Source organism: Methylomonas sp. BG-2, from assembly GCF_057766305.1.
Window position 1 is genome coordinate 1 of record NZ_JBYMAP010000020.1, and the last position, 19,551, is coordinate 19,551.

Consider the following 19,551-nt stretch of genomic DNA (forward strand, 5'->3'; position numbering starts at 1 on the left):
TTACCGGAAAAGTCGGCGGATTGGGGTAAACGCCCCGGGCCGGCCGTCCGGCCCGGAATTAATTACGCTTGGGACAGTTTGCGCACCGTTTCTCCCAACCGGCCTGCAAAGCCAGATCCATTTTGGCTTCCAGGCGCGCCAGATGTCGGTTCAGCGCGCGAATCTCCTGATGCAGGGCTTGGTTGTTTTCGTGGATGTGCTGGAAATGGGTCTGAAAATAGATCGGTAGCGGAAACAGCTCGATCGCGTCGGACTCCGGTTTGGCCGGCCGTTTGCTTTTTTTACTGGCCTGAATATTTTGGGCTTGCGATGCTGTCGTCAATTGCGTCATTGGATAACTCCTTTTCAGTGAATGCGTTCGCCTCGGCGAATGCTGGATAAATCCATCCGGGATTTCTCGGGTGTGCATCCTTGCCCGTTGCCGGTGCCGGGCGTGACGGCGCCGGCGCGCTCATTTCGCGGCGAAGGGGTGCTTGGCACCGGCCTTGGCCGCAATGACTTCGGCCGCGCCGGGCCGGTGGGAAACCGCCCGTTCGATGGCCAATCGGGTTGCTTGGTAGTTGTAGCGTTCGATTTTGTCGTCGTCCTCGGCGGCCCAGTGGATGAACACGCCGACCGAGATAAACAAGTCGTCGGCCTGCTCCAGCGGAATCGTGCCGTGTTCAACCGAATCGGCCACGGCCATTGCCACGCCGCGCTGAGCCGGACCGAACATTTGCACGGCCTGCCTGGCGCCCTTGATCGTGACTTTGTTGAATAGAATCGTGGCCGGCTTGACCATTAAATTGGGTGCGACGACGGCCAACAGCGTCGAAAAGCCCTCCTTGTTGTTGGTCAAGGCCAGCGCGAACGCGGTTTCGGCGGCCGAGCCGCGCGGCCCCAGGATCAGATCGATATGAGCGATCTCGTTGCCGTCGCCGACCAAGGCTTCGCCGACGCATGGTTGCAGTATTTTTGTCATTCGCTTCCTCTGGCTTGAGATTGCCGCGTTAACGCAGCATGTAGTCGGCGATGGCCCGCAGTTCGGTTTCGCTCAGATGCGCAAATCCGGGCATTTGCATGCTGTTTTCGCGTTTCTTGCCGGGATTTTGGGTCCAGCGGATCAGGCCCTTGGCGTCGTCGGCGTAAATCCGGCGGATTTCGCCCATGTCCGGGCCGACCGTCGGCAGATTCATGTGGTGGCAAGCGGCGCAATTGCGTTGAAAAGCTTGCTCGCCGGGATCGACCGGTTCGTTTTGTTGCGCCAATGCGGCCAATTCGGCGTCCTTTCTCGCCTCCTCCGCAGCCGCCAGATAGTTGGCGGTTTTCTGGGCGATCGCGGATTTGTGGTCTTTCAACGCCTGCACGCGGTATTGATGGCGGGCCACGGCCATCGCCAAGATCGCGCAGGCGAACAGACCGATGATTTTGTTGAAATGCCGGTCCAGCGGGTTTTCGGGGTTCACCAGATTGCCCCACATCCAGTACAGCGCCGGAATACCGAAACCGCCACCGGCGAACAGCAACAAGGTAACGGCCCAACTCATACCTTGGGCTGGCAGGCTGACAAAGACCACCAATCCGGACAGGATTTGAAATAGGGTCGCGCCAAACGCAAAGGCGTAGAAAAAGCGGCGTACCGATTGCAGCAACGGTTGGCTGAGTTTGACCTCGGCCTGGAACGCCGGCCGGCCGCTCCACCACACGAAAAACAGCGCGCTGAATAAAATCGCCGCCGAAACGAAGTGCAAGTAGCGCTGCAACACGTTCGGCAGCAGCATGGCCGAGAAAAAGCCTTTCACCTCCGGCCAATATTCCGGAAACAACATCAGATTGACGTTGGTCATGTAGATCAGCGGAATAAACAGGAACAACGCCGATTCCAGCGCGGCGATGCCGATATGCAGTTCCGGAATGTTGACGAAGCGATCCCACCAAAATTTATGCGCGTAGGCCAGCAGAAAAGCGACCGCCACCAGCGGGATCACGGCCATCCAGGCGCCGCCGATCAAGGCGCTGGAGGCGTAAAACTGCGGCGCGTACAGTGTGTTGATGATCAACAGCGGAGCGACGCCCATCACCACCGCCAGACTTTTGTTGACGGTGACCGCCTGGGCGATTTTATAGGCCAAGCGCTCGTATTCGATCTGCTTCAGGCCCTTGATTTGGCAGAACAGGCTGAACAGCGATCCGCCCAGCATCATGTGCACGAACACGATGTGCACGATGAACGAGACGATCAACAAGACTTCGAGCAATCCCTCCGGCGCCGGCAGCGGTAGCGGGATGTCGCGAGGTACTGGAACATTCATGTCGGGTTTCCTGATTTATGGATGAGTAAGATCGGGGATGCTGCCGTAGTGCGTGGACGTCGCCACGTGGTCGGGTTTGGGAATGCCGGTGACCTGAACGCCTTCATAAGACTGGGCGCGGTTTTGCAGCGACGCCAAATAAACCGCCAACGCGGTCAGTTCTTCCTGGTTGCCTGGGAACGGCGGCATGAAGTAGCGGGCGCCATGCATGTTTTCCAGATAGGCGGCAATCACGTCGGCGTTCCAGCGCGGGTCGCCGTACATTCGCACCAATTGGGCACGGATGCCGTTGACACCCTTGACGGTATGGCAACGGGTACAAGCCAGTTGAAACACTTCGCGGCCGGCAAGGGTTTGATTATCGGAACGTATGTCGCGCACGCTTGCGTAAACCGCGTGCTTCAAAATGCCGTCGCGTTGCAGCAAGGGGTAATCGGCGACCCGGATGCCGTTGGCGTACATGTAGTTACCGATGATGAAGGGCTTGCGGATGAACTCGCGGACCCGTTCGAACTGTCCCAGCATCACGCACAACACCAGCGCCGCCGCCACGTACTGGCCGCCGTGCAAACGGCCGGGACGGCGCAGGCTGTCGGCCAGCACCCAGCCGACGAACAGCAGGCCGGCGATCAACACCCACTTGAAATTGGCGAGCCAGTCGGTATAGGCCTGGGTGGTGACCGCGACCGGAATATTGGCCAGCATGTGCGCCGGCACCACGCTGGAATACCACCACGCGGTGATCGCCAACAGACCGGTCCACAACGCGGTCCAAACGCAAATCGTGCGCGCCAAGCCCTCTCGGAAAGTCGTGTCGTGGTCGGTAAACCAATAACCGAAGGCCATCATCGTCATACCGCCCATGACCATGGCCAACGAGGTTCTAAAGGCCAGTTGCGGCAAATACATCGGATTGAACAGGCCGGCCCACAACGATTGCCGGTCGTGCCAGTCGCCGGGGTCCATCATGAAGCCGAGGATCGCGACGATGATGGCCATCGTGACCCACGAAAACGCCGCCAACATCACGCCGAAGCGCATATGGCGCCGTTTGGCCCGCGCCGACTCGGTCGAGTGCGGCCAGCTCAGGAAATACAGCATGATCAGCGACACCTCACTGACGAATACGATCCATTCGACGAACCAGCCCCAGAAAAACACCCGGATCAAGCTGCCGATGGCCGCCGGATTGACCAAGGCCGCCGAAAACCAAATACCGACGCCGGTCAACGCCCCGACCGTCGTCGTCACGATGAATACCACTTTCAACAAACGGTAGGCCAGCGTGTCCCAGCGCGGATCGCCGTGACGAATCCCGGTGTATTCCAGCAATACAACGATCGGCAGCGCGCCGATCGCGAAGGCGTGATTGATCAGCACGTGCAGAATCGCATCGACCGCGATCAGCAAACGGTTTCCGATGAAGTCGATATGAAATATTGGAAAATCCATGTAGGTCCCTAAGCAAAGTCAGATTTGCCTGAGCCAAAAGCAATTGCCATGCCGGTTTTGCCTAGTGAGCCTGTCAAGCCGCGCGGTGCGAGGCCTGGCGGTCGGCAGTCTGGGGGCGCGTGGATAAATCGCGGGCGATGTCCGGTCGTCCGACTCGGTGAAATAGTGTAGAAACTGGACAGCTATGCAGAAATTAAACGGACAATAACTGCCCGATCCGTCCGGGAATTGCGGCGGCGGGCGAGGCTGGCCGAATTCGGTATGACGCCGGTTTGGCCGGAAACCGGCTTTGGGTATGATTGCCAGCCCAAAATTCGGCAGACGGGATTCGAAAAGTTGAACCGTCGGTTTTGGGCCGACGGCCCGGGTTGGCTGAGAACGCGTTTAACGGTTGTAAATATACATCGTCACTTCGAAGCCGAAGCGCAAGTCTTGATAACGTGGGGTTTCCCATTTCATGGCTATGATCTCCAGTAATTTTGTTTATTGAATACTCGATTCGCGGCCGAACCGGCCGGCTTGGCCCGGCCGGTTAGACACACGTTTAACGGCTAGGATGCGATTCCCACCAATTGACGAAAGTCGGTTCCGATCCGGTTCCCAACAGGCGCAGATAGGCCGTCAGGTTGGCGAGATCGTTGTGGCACAAGTTGTTTTTGAACGACGGCATACCCTCTCCTTCGCCTTGCGTGACCGCCTCGGCGGTTTCGTCCGCTTCCCCGACCAAACTTGGGCCCATTGCGCCGCCGTGACCACCCATGCCGTGGCAGCTATAGCAATTCATCCGCATGAAGGCTCTCCGGCCTTCGCCGGCGGCGTCCTGAGTCGGCGTGATGCATTGCGGCGGGGTGGTCAGTTTCGGATCGGCCGCCACGGAAGACCCGCCACCGGTGCCGGTCCGGCTGGAACCTTTTTCCGAATAGGTGCCGCCCGTCTTGGGGCGATCCGCCCGCGCTGCGCCGATACCGCCGACGATGAGCATCAAGCCCAAGGCGGCGCAACTGAGTGTCTGTATAACTCGCATGATTGATTTACCTCTTATATCAATGGTTAGCGGCCACGCTATCCGTCGCGGATGGCGTTGAGCCGATGACTGGTTCGATGGTCGGTACGTGGTAAGTCGCCAGAATTGCTTGGATCTCCGGCCGTTTGCGGGCCAGGCTGGCCGCCAAACGATCGGACAGGGCTTGGTCGTCTTTACGGACGCCCAGCGCGATGTCGAACGCAAACGGCATTTCCGGGCTACCGGAATCAGCCGGTATCGGTGTAACCTGGATTGCGTCGCCGTAAGGTTGGGCAAAATAACCGGCAACCGGCCCCCAAACCACGGCCAGATCGATCTCGCCCTTGGCAACAGCGCTCACGATCTCGCCCTGAGGGTTTTCCTGAGTTTCCTCGCCCCACATCGAATAGCCGACGATGTTTTCAACGATGCCTCGGCTAGCCAGCGCGTGCGCCGGCGGCGAATTGGCGCCGTCGTTGCCGATCGCGTGCAGGCCTATTTTCAGATCGCGCAAGCGCGGATCGTCGAACGAGGAGATTTGCAAATGCCGGCCGGCGGGCGTCACGAAGGCATAGCCGGAGCGGTAATACGGCGGGGTGGAGCGCACCCGTTCGTAGCCGTGCGGCACACCCATCACGACATCGCAATGACCGGCGCCCAAGGTTTCCCGGATGAAACCCTGACGCTGCTTTTGCCAGTAAAAGCTCAACTTGACCCGCAGATCGTCGGCCAACAGCGCGGCAATCTTGTTTTCGAAGCCCTCTTGATTGCGACTGGAAAACGGCAGATTGTCCGGGTCCGCGCATACACGCAGCTCGGATTCGGCCGAAGCCGGCGCGGCTAGGACCAGTAGCGCAGCGATCAGGGCGATTGCGGCTTGGCGATTGAAAGATTGGTGCATGGCGGCTTTCTCCGTACCGATGAAGGACATCAGGGCAGCTTGTAAACGTGAACCCAACCGCCGTTGCCGGTTTGGTGTTCACCTTGGGCGTTGGCCGCGCATTTGTCGTCGCTGAATACCGCGATGCGTTGCTTGCCGTCCGCGCCGGCAAAACTGATCGGGTTGCCGACCGTGTTGCATTGCAGCGCGGCGTTAAACAACGGCGCGCCGGTTTTGGCATCGACCGCTTTCAACGCCGGTGCCTTGGTCGAGTAAAACACCACGCCGCCGGCCGTCGTCAGCGTTCCGGCGTAGATCCAGGCTTGCTCCTTGACGCCCCAAAGCTTCTCGCCCTTGGTGGCGTCCCAGGCGATCAGCTCGCTGGCATAACTGGTGTCCGAGGCCGGCCCGATGCTGTAATCGGTCCCCATATAAGGCGCGCCGGAAATGAATTCCGCCTTCAATGCCTCTAAATTGCTGCACAGATTAAAGGTCGGAGCGTAGAACAATCCGGTTTTCGGCGAAAACGAAGCCGGTTCCCAACCCTTGCCGCCGAGCACCGACGGACAGATTTTCTCGGTCAGCACGCCTTGATGAACCCGCATGTCTTCGTTGACATCCGGCAGGCCGGTCGCGGTATCCACTTCGTTGGCCCAATTGACTTCATCCACGAACTGCGGTGCCAACAACACTTCGCCGGTGGCCCGGTCAAAGGTATAGGCAAAACCGTTCTTGTTGAAGTGCACCAGTAATTTGTCGTGGCGAACGCCACCAACCGTGACGGTTTGATTGACCGCGATGGCTTCGCTGGCGGCGTCGTAGTCCCAACTGTCGTGAGGGGTGAACTGATAGGCCCAGACCGCTTCGCCGGTGTCGGGTTTTCTGGCGAACACCGAGGCGCCCCATTTGTTGGCGCATTTTTGCGGGTCCTTGGCGTACGCGGCTTGGTCGCAGCGCATATCGGTGTTCCATACGCCGGGTTGGCTGGTGCCGTAGAACAGCAAGTCCAGTTCGGGATCGTAGGTCAAATAACCCCAGGCGGCGCTGCCGCCCAACAGATAGGCGCGCTGGTTGGGCCAACTGGTCGCGCCCTGGTCGACCAAGCCCTTGTAATAGACCGAGTTGTCGCGGAAGTTTTGGCCGATCAGCACGTCCTTGTCGGGGCCGGTGTTATAGGCGCGCCACAAGGCTTTGCCGGTTTTCAGGTCGAGCGCCTGAATCCAGCCGCGCACGCCCATCTCGCCGCTGGATGACGCGGTAATCACCTTGCCTTTGGCGATGATCGGCGCGACGGTCATCGTCACGCCGGTATGCGGGTCGGCCAAACGATTGCGCCAAACTTCCTTGCCGCTGACCGCATCAACCGCCACGGTGGTGTTATCGAGCAGGTTGAAGACTATTTTGCCGTCGGCGTAGGCTGCGCCGCGATTGATGCCGCCGCAGCAATTGGCGCCCTCGGCGTATTCGCTGATATTGGGGGCGTAGGCCCATTTGGGTTTGCCGGTGCCAAGATCGTAGGCGATCAATTTGTTGGGAAAGGGCGTTACCACGTACAGGGTGTTGCCGACCACCAGCGGCTCGCCCATGTGGCTGCCGTGAGTGCCGGTTTTAAAGGCAAATTCTTCTTTTAATTTCCCGGCGTTGGCGGGAGTAATGTCGGTCAGCTCGCTAAAGCGAATGCCTTCCGGCGTGCCGCCGGCAGTGGTCCACTCGGCGCCGGCACCGGTCTGCGCGGACACGGCTTGCGCGGCCAATAGTCCGGCCCCGAGCAGCAAGCCGACAATCGGCGTCGTTCGCCGATTGCGGCCGAGCTTTGAATTAACACAAAGCGGGTTTTCAGTGGTCATTGAATGGCCTCCTTCTAATGGATTGACGGTCGAAAAGGCAATAACGAAATCAGCGGAAAATCGCGAAAAATGAATATCGAAATTCGTTTCGATAACTGATGACGTCGAGTCCTTTCGAATCTATGAAAAAACAAACCTAGTATTTAGGAATTAATGCGCCAACATCGAAAATAAGTCGGGCATATTCAGAATATCCGGCTGGAATGAATGTTTAGTTAACACGGGATTAAATCCAAATTAAATTCAGGATTTTTTCCTGTTGACGCAAGGCATTTAGATCCGGATTCCGGTTTTGTTTATCCCAATTATTTGATAAACAATATGAATTTTATCAACGGTCGGCGCGTGCAGGGGCGTGGTGGTAGGAGGTGAGTTATTGTGGAACTTGAGAGGTGTTGGATTTTAAATGGAGTTGTCAAATACGGAATTTTATCGAAAGCATCCCCGTATTTTAGTATTTCATTGAGAATGTTTCAGTCCGGTCAGCCTAGTCTTGTATATTAATTTTAAACTTAAAAAGTGATTAGACTTTTATTAAAACAGGCTGATTGGCGAGAGGTGTTGGCCCAGGGGGTGACTGTTACGCTCACTGGGGCTGAAAACGAGGCTGGCGTGACAAGACAGTTAGCTCGCTAGGCGTCTGACAACAGTTTGACACCCGTTGGAGACAGGCAAGCCGGGTCCTGATGTCTTCAGGAAAGCGATGCAATTGGGGCCCCGGGAGACTGCTATTGGCGGGGTTGACCTCGATTTTTTGCGGTGAGATGAGCGGCGGCGGATGCCTGGCCGTATCGATTGGCGGCGCGACGTGTGTTTTAGAAGCGCGGCCGGTAAAGGACCGGCTAAAGCAGTCTGTCCACGACCGACATCACGATCTCGACCGCGATCAACCAGATGATGATCCATTCCAGCGCCGAGGAATGTTGGTGTTTTTGCTCGTCCGCCAGCATCTCCAGCAGTTCGTGTATCGTTTCCAGCTTTTTGGACAATACCTCGGTGCGCGGCGCGATTTCCAGATAATTGGCGGCCATCGAATACATGCTCTGGTATTCCGGGTGCTCCCAGAAGAATTCCGGGGTGTCCAGCAAGTCGTAGTTCAGAATGATGTCGCTTTTGGTCAGGAACAACTGGCCGCGGATCATCGCCATCGCCTGGCGGTTTAATTTGATTTTGCCCTCCCGGGCCAGCGAGCGCGGCAGGTGGGCGGTGGCGCGGATTGTGTCGATGGCATGGCCTTCGAAGGCGGCCAGCTTAATCGACTGGGCCATCGCGTGCGACAAGGCCAGCAAGACCAGGAAGTCGCCGGATTGCAATTCGATATGATCGTGTTGGAAACGGTCCTGTTCGCAGTCGGTTTCGTAGCTGAAATTGTCTTCCGGCGGTTCGTCGGCCGGCGTCACCGCATATTCGAGCAACAACTCCTGCAAACCGTGGCGCTCGTCCAGCGCGACGTTCCAGTAAACCACGACACCATAGGAAAACACCACCGCGCAGCCGGTTTTGTAATCGACGATCACGGCGTTTCTGAAGACTTGGGTACGGCGGGTGTCGAGCAGTTTTTCGCGCAGATCGGCAAAACGGAACGATTGCGCCAAACAGACAGTCATGCAGCGCTTAACGATACGATTTTCCATGGTCAGGTCGATTTCCGTTACAGGCTTAGCATTACTTTGTACCACAGGCGGCGCAAAGGTTAAAATAGCGGTTTTAGACCAATCTTCGAGCCTACGGCCACGCTTATGCCTACCCACTATAACACCGACGATTTAAGAATTTGCGACACCAAGGATGTCGTAGCGCCGATTCAGGTTCATGAAGAGATCCCGATGACCGAAGTCGCCGCCGCCAATATTCTGAAAACCCGCGCTGCGATCCACGACATTTTGTACGGCAACGACGACCGCTTGCTGGTAGTGATCGGCCCCTGCTCGATACACGATCCCGACGCGGCGGTCGAGTATGCCAGACGTTTGAAACGGGAAATCGAGCGGCTGGAAAAGGATCTGGTGATCGTGATGCGGGTGTATTTCGAGAAACCGCGCACCACGGTGGGCTGGAAGGGATTGATCAACGATCCGGATTTGAACAGCAGCTTCAATATCAACAAGGGTTTGCGGATGGCGCGCAAGGTGTTGTCCGACGTCAACAACCTGGGCGTGCCGGCGGCGACCGAATACCTGGACTTGATCACGCCGCAGTACGTGTCCGACCTGATCTCCTGGGGCGCGATCGGCGCGCGCACCACCGAAAGCCAGGTGCACCGGGAACTGGCCTCCGGGCTGTCTTGCCCGGTCGGCTTCAAGAATGCCACCGACGGTGGCGTGAAAATCGCGATCGATGCGATCAACGCGGCGATGAGTCCGCACCACTTTCTGTCGCTGACCAAGGAAGGCCGCTCGGCGATTTTTTCGACGCGCGGCAACGAAGACGCTCACATCATTCTGCGCGGCGGCAACAACCGCCCCAATTACGATGAAGTCAGCGTGCAGCAGGTTGCCGAGGGCCTGGAAGAAGCCGGCCTGCGGCCCAACATCATGATCGATTTCAGCCACGCCAACTGCCAAAAGAAGTACGAGCGGCAAATGTTGGTGGCGCAGGATGTGGCTGGCCAAATCCGCCAGGGCGACCAGCGCATTGTCGGCGTGATGGCCGAAAGCCATTTGGTCGAAGGGCGCCAGGATGTCGAAGACGGCAAGGCGCTGACCTTCGGCCAAAGCATTACCGACCCTTGCCTGGGTTGGGACGATACCGTCAAATTACTTAACGATTTGGCCGGCGCCGTCGAACGCCGCCGTGCCGCTATACCCAAGGTTTAACGCATGAAAATACACGTCAATGGCGACAGCCGCGAGGTCGGCGACAACACGTCCGTCGCCGATGTCATCGCCGATTTGGGCCTGACCGGCAAGCGCATCGCCGTCGAATTGAATCTGGAAATCCTGCCGTTTACGCAGCACGGTCAACAAACGCTGAAGGATGGCGACCGCCTGGAAATCGTCCACGCCATCGGCGGCGGCCAGGACGACTACTTCACGTTGGCCGGCAAGCAATACCGCTCGCGGCTGTTGGTGGGTACCGGCAAGTACAAGGATTTGGAAGAAACCCGCGACGCGATCGCGGCCAGCGGCGCCGAAATCGTCACCGTGGCGATTCGCCGCACCAACATCGGCCAGAACCCCGGCGAACCGAATCTGCTGGACGTGATTTCGCCGGACAAATACACGATTTTGCCCAACACCGCCGGTTGCTACAGCGCCGACGACGCGGTCAGAACCTGCCGCCTGGCCCGCGAACTGCTTGGCGGGCATAACTTGGTCAAACTGGAAGTGTTGGCCGACCAACTGACACTGTTCCCCGATGTGGCCGAAACCTTCGTTGCCGCGGAATTATTGGTCAAGGACGGTTTTGACGTGATGGTGTACACCAACGACGATCCGATCGCCGCCAAGCGTCTGGAAGACATTGGCTGTGTCGCGGTGATGCCACTGGCCGCGCCGATCGGCTCCGGCCTGGGCATCCGCAATCCGTACAACATTCTGACTATCGTCGAAAACGCCAAGGTGCCGATTCTGGTCGACGCCGGCGTCGGTACCGCTTCCGATGCGGCGATTGCGATGGAATTGGGTTGCGACGGCGTATTGATGAACACCGCGATCGCCGCCGCGAAAAACCCGGTGCTGATGGCTTCGGCGATGAAAAAAGGCATCGAGGCCGGCCGCGAAGCTTTCCTGGCCGGACGGATGCCGCGCAAGCGTTTCGCCTCGGCCTCGTCGCCGATCGACGGCTTGTTTTTGTAAGCATGCGCGTGGCGGCGGCTGTCGCCGCTACGCAACGCTGTCCGACCGGCGCCGTGGCTGTTGCGAGCCTCCGAATCCTAGCGGGAACGGAGTCGCGATTGACGGCGGGCGAGCCGGATCGCGGATGGCCGAATCAGGCACCTACCGGCTTTAACGACACTTTCAATTCGGAATATCCATCATGAGCCTCGACCCGGACGATGTCCTTTGTTATTGCAGCGGCACCACTCGCAGCCAGATCGAACAATTGATTGCCGAAGGCATCACGGAGCCCGAAAGGGTGTCGCGCATCACCGGCGCGGCGTCCGGTTGCGGCGGCTGCGAATACGAATTCGAGCAATTGTTTGGGGCGGACGCTCGCCGGGCGGCCGGCGGCGGCTAGAACCGGATCCAAAGCGGCTCAACGACCGGCCAAGTAGGCTAGAACCTGCGCCTCGTCGAACGGCCAATTCAATTCCGCGCCATCACCGGCGTCGCACAACACCGGGATTTTCAGCGCGTAGCGCTGGTAGGCGGCATCGTCGTTCAGAATGTCTTGTTTTCGGAACGGCACGCCGAGTTGCTCAAGCAAGAATTCGGCCTCTTCGCACAAATGGCAGCCGTCGCTGCCATACAGAATTAAATCGGCCATCAGTGCTTGGAAATCTTGTCCAGGTAACCCATGAAGAAGGCCGAGACCACCAGCGTCAGGTGAATGATCACGTACCACTGCAACTTGTCGGTTGCGGTGGCGTGCAGATTCATGAAGATTTTCAGCAAATGGATCGACGAAATCGCGACAATCGACGAAGTAACCTTGGTTTTTAGCGATCCGTAGTCGTGAGTGCCCAGCCATTCCAATTTCTCGGTGTCCGCTTCGATATCCATCCTGGAAACGAAATTCTCGTAGCCGCTAAACATCACAATCACGGTCAGGCTGCCGACCAGGGCCAGATCGATGAAGGTCAATAATTTCAGAATGACCTCGCTATCGGGTAGTTCCAGTACATGCGGAATGAAATGGTAGAGCTCCTGAAAAAATTTCACCGCCAAAACCGCCAGGACCAGCGTCATGCCGAGGTAGATTGGCGCCATGATCCAACGGCTGGCATACATGGTGCGTTCCAGGAAATGTTCGATACGTTTTTGCATAGTCATGGTCGAGACAGTTACCGGTCGAGGTGCAAGGACGCAAACTCTTGCGTCGCTGGCAGTGGAATGGGGGGTTAGTGATTTACGTGGGCGGCCAGCCACCGCTCCGCCACTTCGACGTTGATTTTCTTGCGCCGAGCGTAATCTTCCAGCTGATCACGATCGATCTTGCCGACATTGAAATACTGCGAATCCGGGTGTGAGAAATACCAGCCGCTGACCGCGGCGGTCGGATACATCGCAAAGTTTTCGGTCAATTCGATCGTGGTATTTGCGGTCACGTTCAGCAATTCGAACAATTTGGCCTTTTCGGTATGATCCGGACAGGCCGGATAGCCGGGCGCCGGGCGGATGCCTTGATAGGCTTCCTCGATCAAGGCCAGGTTGTCGTGCGTTTCGCCTTCGGCGTAGCCCCAGTAGTCGCGGCGCACGGCTTGGTGCATATATTCCGCAAACGCCTCGGCCAGACGGTCGGCCAGCGCTTTCAGCATGATCGAGCTGTAGTCGTCGTGGTCTTTTTCAAATTCGGCGAGTTTGGTTTCGATGCCGATACCGGAGGTCACCGCGAAACCGCCCAGATAATCCGCGATCCCGCTACCGACCGGCGCGATAAAGTCGGACAGGCAGTAATTGGGTCGGCCCGGTGCCTTGACGTTTTGCTGGCGCAAATGATGCAGCACTTCGCGTTGCTCGGTTCGGCTGTCATCGGTAAAAAGCACAATATCATCGCCATCGCTATTGGCCGGGAAAAAGCCGATGACGGCTTTGGCGGTCAGCCAGTGCTCTTTAACCAGTTGCCGCAACATGTTTTGCGCGTCGTCGAAAAGCTTCGATGCCTCGACGCCGATCACATGGTCGGTCAAAATCGCCGGGTAACTGCCGGATAACTCCCAGGTTTGGAAGAATGGCGACCAGTCGATGTAGCCGACCAATGTTTCCAGCGGAAAATCTTCGACGACCTGAGTGCCGAGAAACTTTGGTTTGACCGGCCGGTGATCGGCGTAGTTGAATTTGTTTTTGCGCGCGCCCGCCAAATCGTGCTGCGGATTCTTGGCTTGCCTGCCTTTATGGCGTTCGCGCACCAAGGCATATTCCTCGCGGGTTTTCTCGACAAAATCGGCACGCAAGTCTTCGCTAAGCAAGGCGCTGACCACGCCGACGCCGCGCGAGGCATCTGTCACATACACGGTTGGCGCGGCTTGGTAATTGGGTTCGATTTTGACGGCGGTATGGGCGCGCGATGTCGTCGCACCACCTATCATCAACGGAATCGTAAAGCCCTGGCGCTGCATCTCCTTGGCGACGTGCACCATTTCATCCAGCGACGGGGTAATCAAGCCGCTGAGACCGATGACATCGACTTTTTCGTCGCGGGCGGTTTTCAAAATCGTCTCGGCAGGCACCATCACGCCCAGGTCGATGACTTCATAGTTGTTGCATTGCAGCACCACGGCGACGATGTTTTTGCCGATGTCATGCACGTCGCCCTTGACGGTGGCCATCAGCACCTTGCCGTTGGTTTGCCGCTCGCTACCGTCGACCTCTGCGTCCATGAACGGCATCAGATAGGCCACGGCTTTTTTCATCACCCGCGCCGACTTCACCACTTGCGGCAGGAACATTTTGCCTTCGCCGAACAAATCGCCGACCACGTTCATGCCGTCCATCAACGGCCCTTCGATGACGTGCAGCGGTTTTTCGGCTTCGAGCCGCGCCGCTTCGGTGTCTTCTTCGATGTAATCGGCGATGCCTTTGACCAGCGCGTGTTCCAAACGCTTGTTGACCGGCCATTCGCGCCATTCCAGGGTTTCCACCTTGGCTGCCTGGCCGCTGCCGCGATATTTCTCGGCGATTTCCAGCAGTTTTTCGGTACCTTCCGGGCTACGGTTCAGGATTACGTCTTCGACGGCGTTACGCAGTTCTTCCGGAATATCGGCATAAATAGCCAACTGTCCGGCGTTGACGATACCCATGTCCATGCCAGCATGGACGGCGTGATACAGGAACACCGCATGGATGGCTTCGCGCACCGGATTGTTGCCGCGAAACGAGAACGACACGTTCGACACGCCGCCTGACACCAAGGCATGCGGCAAGGTTTGCTTGATGGTACGGGTGGCTTCGATAAAATCGACGCCGTAATTGTTATGCTCCTCGATGCCGGTGGCGACCGCGAAGATATTGGGGTCGAAGATGATGTCTTCCGGCGGGAAGCAGATTTGTTCGGTCAGAATCTGGTAAGCGCGGGTGCAGATTTCCACCTTGCGCGCCATCGTGTCGGCTTGGCCTTGCTCGTCGAACGCCATCACGATCACGGCCGCGCCATAGCGACGTACCAATTTGGCGTGTTCGATGAATTTTTCCTCGCCTTCCTTGATGGAAATCGAGTTAACAATGCCCTTGCCTTGGATGCACTTCAAGCCCGCTTCCAGAATCTCCCACTTGGAAGAATCCAACATGACCGGCACTTTGGCGATGTCCGGCTCGGCTGCCAGCAGATTCAAAAAGCGCACCATCGCGGCTTTCGAATCCAGCATGCCTTCGTCCATGTTGATGTCGATAATCTGCGCGCCGTTCTCGACCTGTTGCTTGGCCACTTCCAACGCTTCTTCGTAGCGTTCTTCGACGATCATTTTCTTGAAGATCGCCGAGCCGGTGACATTGGTGCGTTCGCCAACGTTAACGAACAACGTTTCCGGGCCGATGCTCATGGCTTCCAGTCCGGCCAGATGGCAGCGCTTTTCCAGTTCTGGAATCTGGCGCGGCGGGTATTTTTCCAATGCGGCGACGATGGCGCGTATCGTGTCCGGCGAAGTGCCGCAGCAGCCGCCAATGATATTCAAATAGCCGCTGGCAGCCCAGTCGGCCAGTTCGGCGGCCATCATTTCCGGGGTTTCGTCGTATTCGCCAAACTCATTGGGCAAACCGGCGTTGGGATGCGCGGAAACGTAGGTGTCGGCGATGTTGGACAGTTCTTCGATGTACTGGCGCAATTCCTGGGCGCCCAGCGCGCAGTTGAAACCGATAGAGATCGGTTGCACGTGCTTCAAGGAATACCAGAACGCGGCGGCGGTTTGTCCGGACAGCGTGCGTCCGGAAGCGTCGGTGATGGTGCCGGAAATCATCACCGGCAATTTGTAGCCCAGTTTGTCGAAGGTTTGCTCGACCGCAAAGATCGCCGCCTTGGCATTCAAGGTATCGAACACGGTTTCGATCAGAATGATGTCAGCGCCGCCGTCAATCAGACCTTGAGTCGCTTCGGCGTAGGCTTCGACCAAGTCGTCAAAGGAAATGTTGCGGAAGCCAGGATCATTGACGTCCGGCGACATCGACGAGGTGCGGTTGGTCGGGCCCAATACACCGGCGACAAAACGCGGTTTGTCCGGCGTGAGCGCGCTGGCTTCCAAGGCCGCCTGCTTGGCAACCCGGGCGGATGCGACGTTGATTTCGTAAGCCAAATCCTCCATCCGGTAATCAGCCATCGCGATACGGGTGGAGTTAAAGGTATTGGTTTCCAGTATATCGGTGCCGGCATCCAAATAGGCCTTGTGTATCGCCTTGATGATGTCGGGTTGGGTGATCGACAGTAAATCGTTGTTACCCTTCAGATCGACCGGCCAATCGGCAAAACGCGTGCCGCGATAATCCTTTTCGCCAAGCTTGTAGCTCTGTATCATGGTGCCCATCGCGCCGTCCAGAAACAGTATCCGTTGTGACAAGAGCTCGTGTAATGGTTGTGTTTTGTTCATCGATCCGAAGAATAAGAGTGGTTACCGACTCGGAGTGGGCGCGGCCATCATGAAATCCGTTTTATACACCGAGGGGAAAAATGACGAAACCCAGCATGTTACATGTTATCAAAAGCGTGCTCGCCGCCGGAATCGGCGTACAAAGCAACAAAAACCGGGAAATTGATTTCAAGCACGGTTCGCTACCGGCTTACATCATTGTGGGATTGATTGCGACGATACTGTTTATTTTTGCCATCGTGACAGTGGTGTCTTTGGTCACGGGGTGATCGGCACCGGGGGAAGGCGCGTAAGCCATATTCAACGCTGGCTTACGCGTGGCTATCAATTACTGGAAGTTTTGAAGCTGTCTTTGATGCTGATAAACATCTCTTTGATGCCGCTGAACAAATTGGCTGGCGTCGGTGCTTCCTTCAAAATGACTAGCGTGCGGATGACCGCGACCGCTAAAACGCCGGCAATCGACGGGAACAATTCGCACAAGCTGTTGACGAAGAAGCCGCCGGGATTTTCCTGGGTTCTTCTGTCGCTGACGCTAGCCAGGTCGCGGTCGTAGCTGTCGCCGATGTCCTTGCCGCCCAATGCGTCGATGATTTCGATACAAAAGATCTGAGCGACGAATTCCACCGCGAAAAACACCACCGCGCATGCGGCCACCCACATCAGAACATTACCCTTTTTGGCTTTCATCATGGTCTGGTAGACCCAGATCGCCGTTAAAACCATTACTATGCCGCCTATCATGATTTCTCCCCTATGACTATTGTTATTGTTATGAAGCTAACACGCGCCCATACTACTCATATTCTTTATGGATGGCAATTGCGCCGCGATCTTTAGCAAACACCCACGAATTGCTTGACTTTGCAAGCAGCTAAAGTAACATATGATGCTCGACCGCCAACGAACTGGCACATTTTATAACAATTAACTTATTTAGGTAGGAGGCACCCATGGGAGCGATCTTAGACTTAACAGAAATGCTGAAAGAACCTTCAGGCATGATCGGCGCGGTAGTAATTATCGCTGCCGGCTATTTTTTCGTAAAATGGGTGTTCGCCGAACCTAAAGACGAAGAATAAGACAGTTCGGTTACGAACAAGCTTTTCTGGAAAAGGCGGCTACGGAGTGATCCGTAGCCGCCTTTTTTTTGCCAAAAATTCGGGTGGGTGATTGCAATACCTTATAATTCCTGCTCTTTTTCTCCCGCCGTTTCGATCGAACATGTATAGAACTCTCGTTTCCAAATTCGCAACGCTTTACTCAAAAAGAGTCCCCGCCACCGGCGTGGGGCTATTTCGCATGCTATTCGGTCTGGTCACGCTTCAGGAAGTGTGCTTTCTAATCTACTTCAATCATTTGATTTTCGACCCTATCCCGTACCTCGACGTCGAATTTCCGATGATTGTATTCGCGCTGTGGATCTGGGCCGTTGTGGCTTTGTGTTTGGCGGTGGGCTACCGCTGCCAAGCCGCCAGCATTGCCAATTACCTGTTATGGCTGATTTTCGTCAACTTCACGCCGATGCAACGCGATTTCGACGGCGGCTTCGATTTGTTCATGATAGGCGGTAATTTTTTCTTGATGTTCATGCCGATGGACAAGGCTTTCGCCGTTGATGCGCTTATTCGCAAATTGCACGCGCCGTTTGCGATTTACGACCGGAATCGAGTAGAGCAAGTATCGGCGTTGGTCTACATATTGCCGGTTTCGATCTGCCTAGGCTTGCTTTATTTCGATTCCGCCATCCACAAAATGTTTGCCGAGCATTGGCGGAACGGGTTGGGGGCCTGGCTACCTTCGTCGATGCCCTACTATATTTCAGCCGTCGATCTGGCTTGGTTGCTGAATGTCGAAAGCCTGCAAAAGTTCATAGGCTACACCATCATAGTGTTCCAATTCAGTTTCCCGTTTTTTTTCTTTCTAAAGCACCTGCGGCCTCTGTATTTTTTGGTCGGCGTCTCGTTGCACTTGGGTATTAGTTTATCGTTCAATATTTATCCGTTCGGCATGGGGATGTTGATTTTTTATGCCTTGGTTATGCCGTTTTCCTGGTATAGGCGCATCGGGGCTTGGTTACGGGGCAAGACCGAGCTGACCGTGTTCTACGACCGGCAATGCCCGCTGTGTAATCGCACGGTGTTGACGCTGGCTCATTTTGACGTTTTGCGTCGGGTGGAATTCAAGCCCGCTCAGGTGCATGCGATCGAATATCCGGCGCTGGCGGAATTGGACGAACAGCAATTGCTGACCGATCTCTATGCGGTGGATAGCGAGGGCCGGGTGTATGCCGGCGTCGATACCTATGCGCGAATCCTGATCGCAATGGCCTACCTTGCTCCGGTAGGTTGGCTGATGAATCTCCCGCTGCTGCACGGTTGGTTATACCGACGGTATCGAGCGATCGCCGACAGTCGCGCCCGTCTGAGCTGTGACGTTACCTGCGTTACCGAAACGGCGCCGGAAGTAGCGTCTTCTTGGTATGAGCGAGTCTTCGAGCCGGAGCACGCGATTCCGGCGCGTAGCCGAGTCCACAAGATTGCGAAAGTCACATTGGTGCTTTTGATTTTTCAGCTTAACAGTAGTATCCACTACGGTTTGCTATATCGTCTGCATGTCGACACCCGGCAAACGGCGCTGGCCGGCATGTTAACCGATGTGAGCAACGCGATTTTGATGCTGTCGCATACCTTTCTAGGTATTACGCCGCACGCGCTTTACTTGCACGACCACTTTGAAGGCTACGATCGCATTCTCGCCATCACCTATCTGAATGCCGATGGCGAAGAACGCTGGTTGCCGTTTGTGAATCGGCAAGGACGCATGCTGGCGCCTAATTGGGGGCGGGTGCATTCGATGTGGGCCAACATCGCCGTGACGCCGAATATCGACGAATTCAGGCTCAAGAAATTCATCATGAAGGTCACCGCTTTTTGGGGAAAACAGTCAGGACTGGCCTTGGAAAACACCCAATTCATCATCAAAATGAAGCGAATCCGTGCGCCGTCTTTTTGGGAAAAAGATTTACGAAATAATAACTTATCTGGCGATTGGGAGGCGATAGGCTCGGCGGTCTGGTCCGGTAAGGAAATCAAGATCAATCTGCCAAAAGACATCGATTCGCTATGAATATAAGGGGTGTTGCAAGCCGAGAATGATCATGCTATAAAATCCTGGTGCTCGAGATTTGTGCACGAGAACTATAAAAACCTACATTTTTATTCGGAGGATGTTATGAAAAAAGTTTTGTCTCTTCTTGCGATGGCGATGATGATTGTTAGCTTGAGCGGCTGCATGGACGACCCAGACCAAGGTAATCCAAAACCAAAAAACTACGGCACTCCTGCCCAACAAGGTTCAGGCGTCAACTGATCGTAGTTAGGGATTTAGCAAAATCCTTT

20 protein-coding genes are annotated in these 19,551 nt (G+C 56.2%); 7 read left to right on the forward strand and 13 right to left on the reverse strand.

Annotated features, from left to right (window positions below; all coding sequences use genetic code 11):
* Window positions 1-58 precede the first annotated feature (58 nt).
* From AC3B8H_RS03230 to AC3B8H_RS03270, 9 genes are all read right to left on the reverse strand, one after another.
* A complete protein-coding gene (locus AC3B8H_RS03230; RefSeq protein WP_488440183.1) occupies window positions 59-331 on the reverse strand; it encodes a hypothetical protein in 273 nt (90 codons plus the stop codon).
* Between the two features lie 120 nt (window positions 332-451).
* Entirely contained in the window at window positions 452-961 is a 510-nt protein-coding gene (gene fae / locus AC3B8H_RS03235) for a formaldehyde-activating enzyme (protein WP_488440184.1), read from the reverse strand.
* Between the two features lie 28 nt (window positions 962-989).
* Complete coding sequence (locus AC3B8H_RS03240; RefSeq protein ID WP_488440185.1) at window positions 990-2,291, reverse strand: c-type cytochrome; 1,302 nt, start codon at window positions 2,289-2,291, stop codon at window positions 990-992.
* A 15-nt stretch (window positions 2,292-2,306) separates the two neighbouring features.
* Window positions 2,307-3,743 carry a c-type cytochrome gene (locus tag AC3B8H_RS03245; RefSeq protein ID WP_488440186.1) on the reverse strand — a complete coding sequence of 479 codons (1,437 nt, stop codon included), beginning with the start codon at window positions 3,741-3,743 and terminating at the stop codon, window positions 2,307-2,309.
* 384 nt (window positions 3,744-4,127) lie between these two features.
* Window positions 4,128-4,202, reverse strand: a complete 75-nt coding sequence (gene pqqA / locus AC3B8H_RS03250; protein ID WP_082885416.1) for a pyrroloquinoline quinone precursor peptide PqqA — start codon at window positions 4,200-4,202, stop codon at window positions 4,128-4,130.
* Window positions 4,203-4,287: 85 nt separating this feature from the next.
* Window positions 4,288-4,767: a c-type cytochrome gene (locus tag AC3B8H_RS03255; protein WP_488440187.1), complete on the reverse strand. Its 480-nt coding sequence runs from the start codon at window positions 4,765-4,767 to the stop codon at window positions 4,288-4,290.
* Window positions 4,768-4,786: 19 nt separating this feature from the next.
* On the reverse strand, window positions 4,787-5,647 hold the full coding sequence (locus AC3B8H_RS03260; protein ID WP_488440188.1) for a substrate-binding domain-containing protein: 861 nt from the start codon (window positions 5,645-5,647) through the stop codon (window positions 4,787-4,789).
* A gap of 29 nt (window positions 5,648-5,676) precedes the next feature.
* A complete protein-coding gene (locus AC3B8H_RS03265; protein WP_488440189.1) occupies window positions 5,677-7,473 on the reverse strand; it encodes a PQQ-dependent dehydrogenase, methanol/ethanol family in 1,797 nt (598 codons plus the stop codon).
* 842 nt (window positions 7,474-8,315) lie between these two features.
* Window positions 8,316-9,107, reverse strand: a complete 792-nt coding sequence (locus AC3B8H_RS03270) for an RMD1 family protein (protein WP_488440190.1) — start codon at window positions 9,105-9,107, stop codon at window positions 8,316-8,318.
* A 105-nt stretch (window positions 9,108-9,212) separates the two neighbouring features.
* On the opposite strand from AC3B8H_RS03270, the gene aroG reads away from it, so the two are divergent.
* The 3 genes from aroG to AC3B8H_RS03285 all read left to right on the forward strand — a co-directional run bounded on the left by aroG (window position 9,213) and on the right by AC3B8H_RS03285 (window position 11,652).
* Window positions 9,213-10,289 carry a 3-deoxy-7-phosphoheptulonate synthase AroG gene (gene aroG / locus AC3B8H_RS03275; protein WP_488440191.1) on the forward strand — a complete coding sequence of 359 codons (1,077 nt, stop codon included), beginning with the start codon at window positions 9,213-9,215 and terminating at the stop codon, window positions 10,287-10,289.
* Between the two features lie 3 nt (window positions 10,290-10,292).
* Window positions 10,293-11,270: a sulfur carrier protein ThiS gene (gene thiS / locus AC3B8H_RS03280; protein WP_488440192.1), complete on the forward strand. Its 978-nt coding sequence runs from the start codon at window positions 10,293-10,295 to the stop codon at window positions 11,268-11,270.
* A 181-nt stretch (window positions 11,271-11,451) separates the two neighbouring features.
* A complete protein-coding gene (locus AC3B8H_RS03285) occupies window positions 11,452-11,652 on the forward strand; it encodes a (2Fe-2S)-binding protein (RefSeq protein WP_488440193.1) in 201 nt (66 codons plus the stop codon).
* Between the two features lie 18 nt (window positions 11,653-11,670).
* Here AC3B8H_RS03285 and AC3B8H_RS03290 read toward each other — a convergent pair whose 3' ends face one another.
* The 3 genes from AC3B8H_RS03290 to metH all read right to left on the reverse strand — a co-directional run bounded on the left by AC3B8H_RS03290 (window position 11,671) and on the right by metH (window position 16,150).
* On the reverse strand, window positions 11,671-11,901 hold the full coding sequence (locus AC3B8H_RS03290) for a glutaredoxin family protein (protein ID WP_488440194.1): 231 nt from the start codon (window positions 11,899-11,901) through the stop codon (window positions 11,671-11,673).
* Window positions 11,901-12,407, reverse strand: a complete 507-nt coding sequence (locus AC3B8H_RS03295) for a TIGR00645 family protein (RefSeq protein WP_488440195.1) — start codon at window positions 12,405-12,407, stop codon at window positions 11,901-11,903. Before AC3B8H_RS03295 ends, AC3B8H_RS03290 begins: the two co-directional genes overlap by 1 nt.
* 68 nt (window positions 12,408-12,475) lie before the next feature.
* Complete coding sequence (metH, locus tag AC3B8H_RS03300) at window positions 12,476-16,150, reverse strand: methionine synthase (protein ID WP_488440196.1); 3,675 nt, start codon at window positions 16,148-16,150, stop codon at window positions 12,476-12,478.
* Window positions 16,151-16,245: 95 nt separating this feature from the next.
* Between metH and AC3B8H_RS03305 the strand changes: the two genes are divergently transcribed.
* On the forward strand, window positions 16,246-16,419 hold the full coding sequence (locus AC3B8H_RS03305; RefSeq protein ID WP_488440197.1) for a DUF2970 domain-containing protein: 174 nt from the start codon (window positions 16,246-16,248) through the stop codon (window positions 16,417-16,419).
* A gap of 55 nt (window positions 16,420-16,474) precedes the next feature.
* Here AC3B8H_RS03305 and AC3B8H_RS03310 read toward each other — a convergent pair whose 3' ends face one another.
* Window positions 16,475-16,894 (reverse strand): hypothetical protein, encoded by a 420-nt coding sequence (locus tag AC3B8H_RS03310; RefSeq protein ID WP_488440198.1) that lies wholly within the window; start codon window positions 16,892-16,894, stop codon window positions 16,475-16,477.
* A gap of 209 nt (window positions 16,895-17,103) precedes the next feature.
* Between AC3B8H_RS03310 and AC3B8H_RS03315 the strand changes: the two genes are divergently transcribed.
* From AC3B8H_RS03315 to AC3B8H_RS03325, 3 genes are all read left to right on the forward strand, one after another.
* Window positions 17,104-17,232, forward strand: a complete 129-nt coding sequence (locus tag AC3B8H_RS03315; protein WP_255189959.1) for a hypothetical protein — start codon at window positions 17,104-17,106, stop codon at window positions 17,230-17,232.
* Between the two features lie 142 nt (window positions 17,233-17,374).
* On the forward strand, window positions 17,375-19,279 hold the full coding sequence (locus tag AC3B8H_RS03320; RefSeq protein ID WP_488440199.1) for a DCC1-like thiol-disulfide oxidoreductase family protein: 1,905 nt from the start codon (window positions 17,375-17,377) through the stop codon (window positions 19,277-19,279).
* Between the two features lie 105 nt (window positions 19,280-19,384).
* Window positions 19,385-19,522, forward strand: a complete 138-nt coding sequence (locus AC3B8H_RS03325) for a hypothetical protein (protein ID WP_168030184.1) — start codon at window positions 19,385-19,387, stop codon at window positions 19,520-19,522.
* Window positions 19,523-19,551 lie beyond the last annotated feature (29 nt).

What these genes read in the sequence shown, in the direction of transcription:
- AC3B8H_RS03305 (WP_488440197.1), top strand. Translation starts at nt 16,246, where the DNA reads ATGTTACATGTTATCAAAAGCGTGCTCGCCGCCGGAATCGGCGTACAA.
- AC3B8H_RS03295 (WP_488440195.1), bottom strand. Translation starts at nt 12,407, where the DNA reads ATGACTATGCAAAAACGTATCGAACATTTCCTGGAACGCACCATGTAT.
- metH (WP_488440196.1), bottom strand. Translation starts at nt 16,150, where the DNA reads ATGAACAAAACACAACCATTACACGAGCTCTTGTCACAACGGATACTG.
- AC3B8H_RS03255 (WP_488440187.1), bottom strand. Translation starts at nt 4,767, where the DNA reads ATGCGAGTTATACAGACACTCAGTTGCGCCGCCTTGGGCTTGATGCTC.
- AC3B8H_RS03270 (WP_488440190.1), bottom strand. Translation starts at nt 9,107, where the DNA reads ATGGAAAATCGTATCGTTAAGCGCTGCATGACTGTCTGTTTGGCGCAA.
- AC3B8H_RS03325 (WP_168030184.1), top strand. Translation starts at nt 19,385, where the DNA reads ATGAAAAAAGTTTTGTCTCTTCTTGCGATGGCGATGATGATTGTTAGC.
- fae (WP_488440184.1), bottom strand. Translation starts at nt 961, where the DNA reads ATGACAAAAATACTGCAACCATGCGTCGGCGAAGCCTTGGTCGGCGAC.
- AC3B8H_RS03245 (WP_488440186.1), bottom strand. Translation starts at nt 3,743, where the DNA reads ATGGATTTTCCAATATTTCATATCGACTTCATCGGAAACCGTTTGCTG.
- AC3B8H_RS03230 (WP_488440183.1), bottom strand. Translation starts at nt 331, where the DNA reads ATGACGCAATTGACGACAGCATCGCAAGCCCAAAATATTCAGGCCAGT.
- AC3B8H_RS03240 (WP_488440185.1), bottom strand. Translation starts at nt 2,291, where the DNA reads ATGAATGTTCCAGTACCTCGCGACATCCCGCTACCGCTGCCGGCGCCG.
- aroG (WP_488440191.1), top strand. Translation starts at nt 9,213, where the DNA reads ATGCCTACCCACTATAACACCGACGATTTAAGAATTTGCGACACCAAG.
- AC3B8H_RS03265 (WP_488440189.1), bottom strand. Translation starts at nt 7,473, where the DNA reads ATGACCACTGAAAACCCGCTTTGTGTTAATTCAAAGCTCGGCCGCAAT.
- AC3B8H_RS03260 (WP_488440188.1), bottom strand. Translation starts at nt 5,647, where the DNA reads ATGCACCAATCTTTCAATCGCCAAGCCGCAATCGCCCTGATCGCTGCG.
- AC3B8H_RS03290 (WP_488440194.1), bottom strand. Translation starts at nt 11,901, where the DNA reads ATGGCCGATTTAATTCTGTATGGCAGCGACGGCTGCCATTTGTGCGAA.
- AC3B8H_RS03315 (WP_255189959.1), top strand. Translation starts at nt 17,104, where the DNA reads ATGGGAGCGATCTTAGACTTAACAGAAATGCTGAAAGAACCTTCAGGC.
- AC3B8H_RS03320 (WP_488440199.1), top strand. Translation starts at nt 17,375, where the DNA reads ATGTATAGAACTCTCGTTTCCAAATTCGCAACGCTTTACTCAAAAAGA.
- AC3B8H_RS03285 (WP_488440193.1), top strand. Translation starts at nt 11,452, where the DNA reads ATGAGCCTCGACCCGGACGATGTCCTTTGTTATTGCAGCGGCACCACT.
- thiS (WP_488440192.1), top strand. Translation starts at nt 10,293, where the DNA reads ATGAAAATACACGTCAATGGCGACAGCCGCGAGGTCGGCGACAACACG.
- AC3B8H_RS03310 (WP_488440198.1), bottom strand. Translation starts at nt 16,894, where the DNA reads ATGATAGGCGGCATAGTAATGGTTTTAACGGCGATCTGGGTCTACCAG.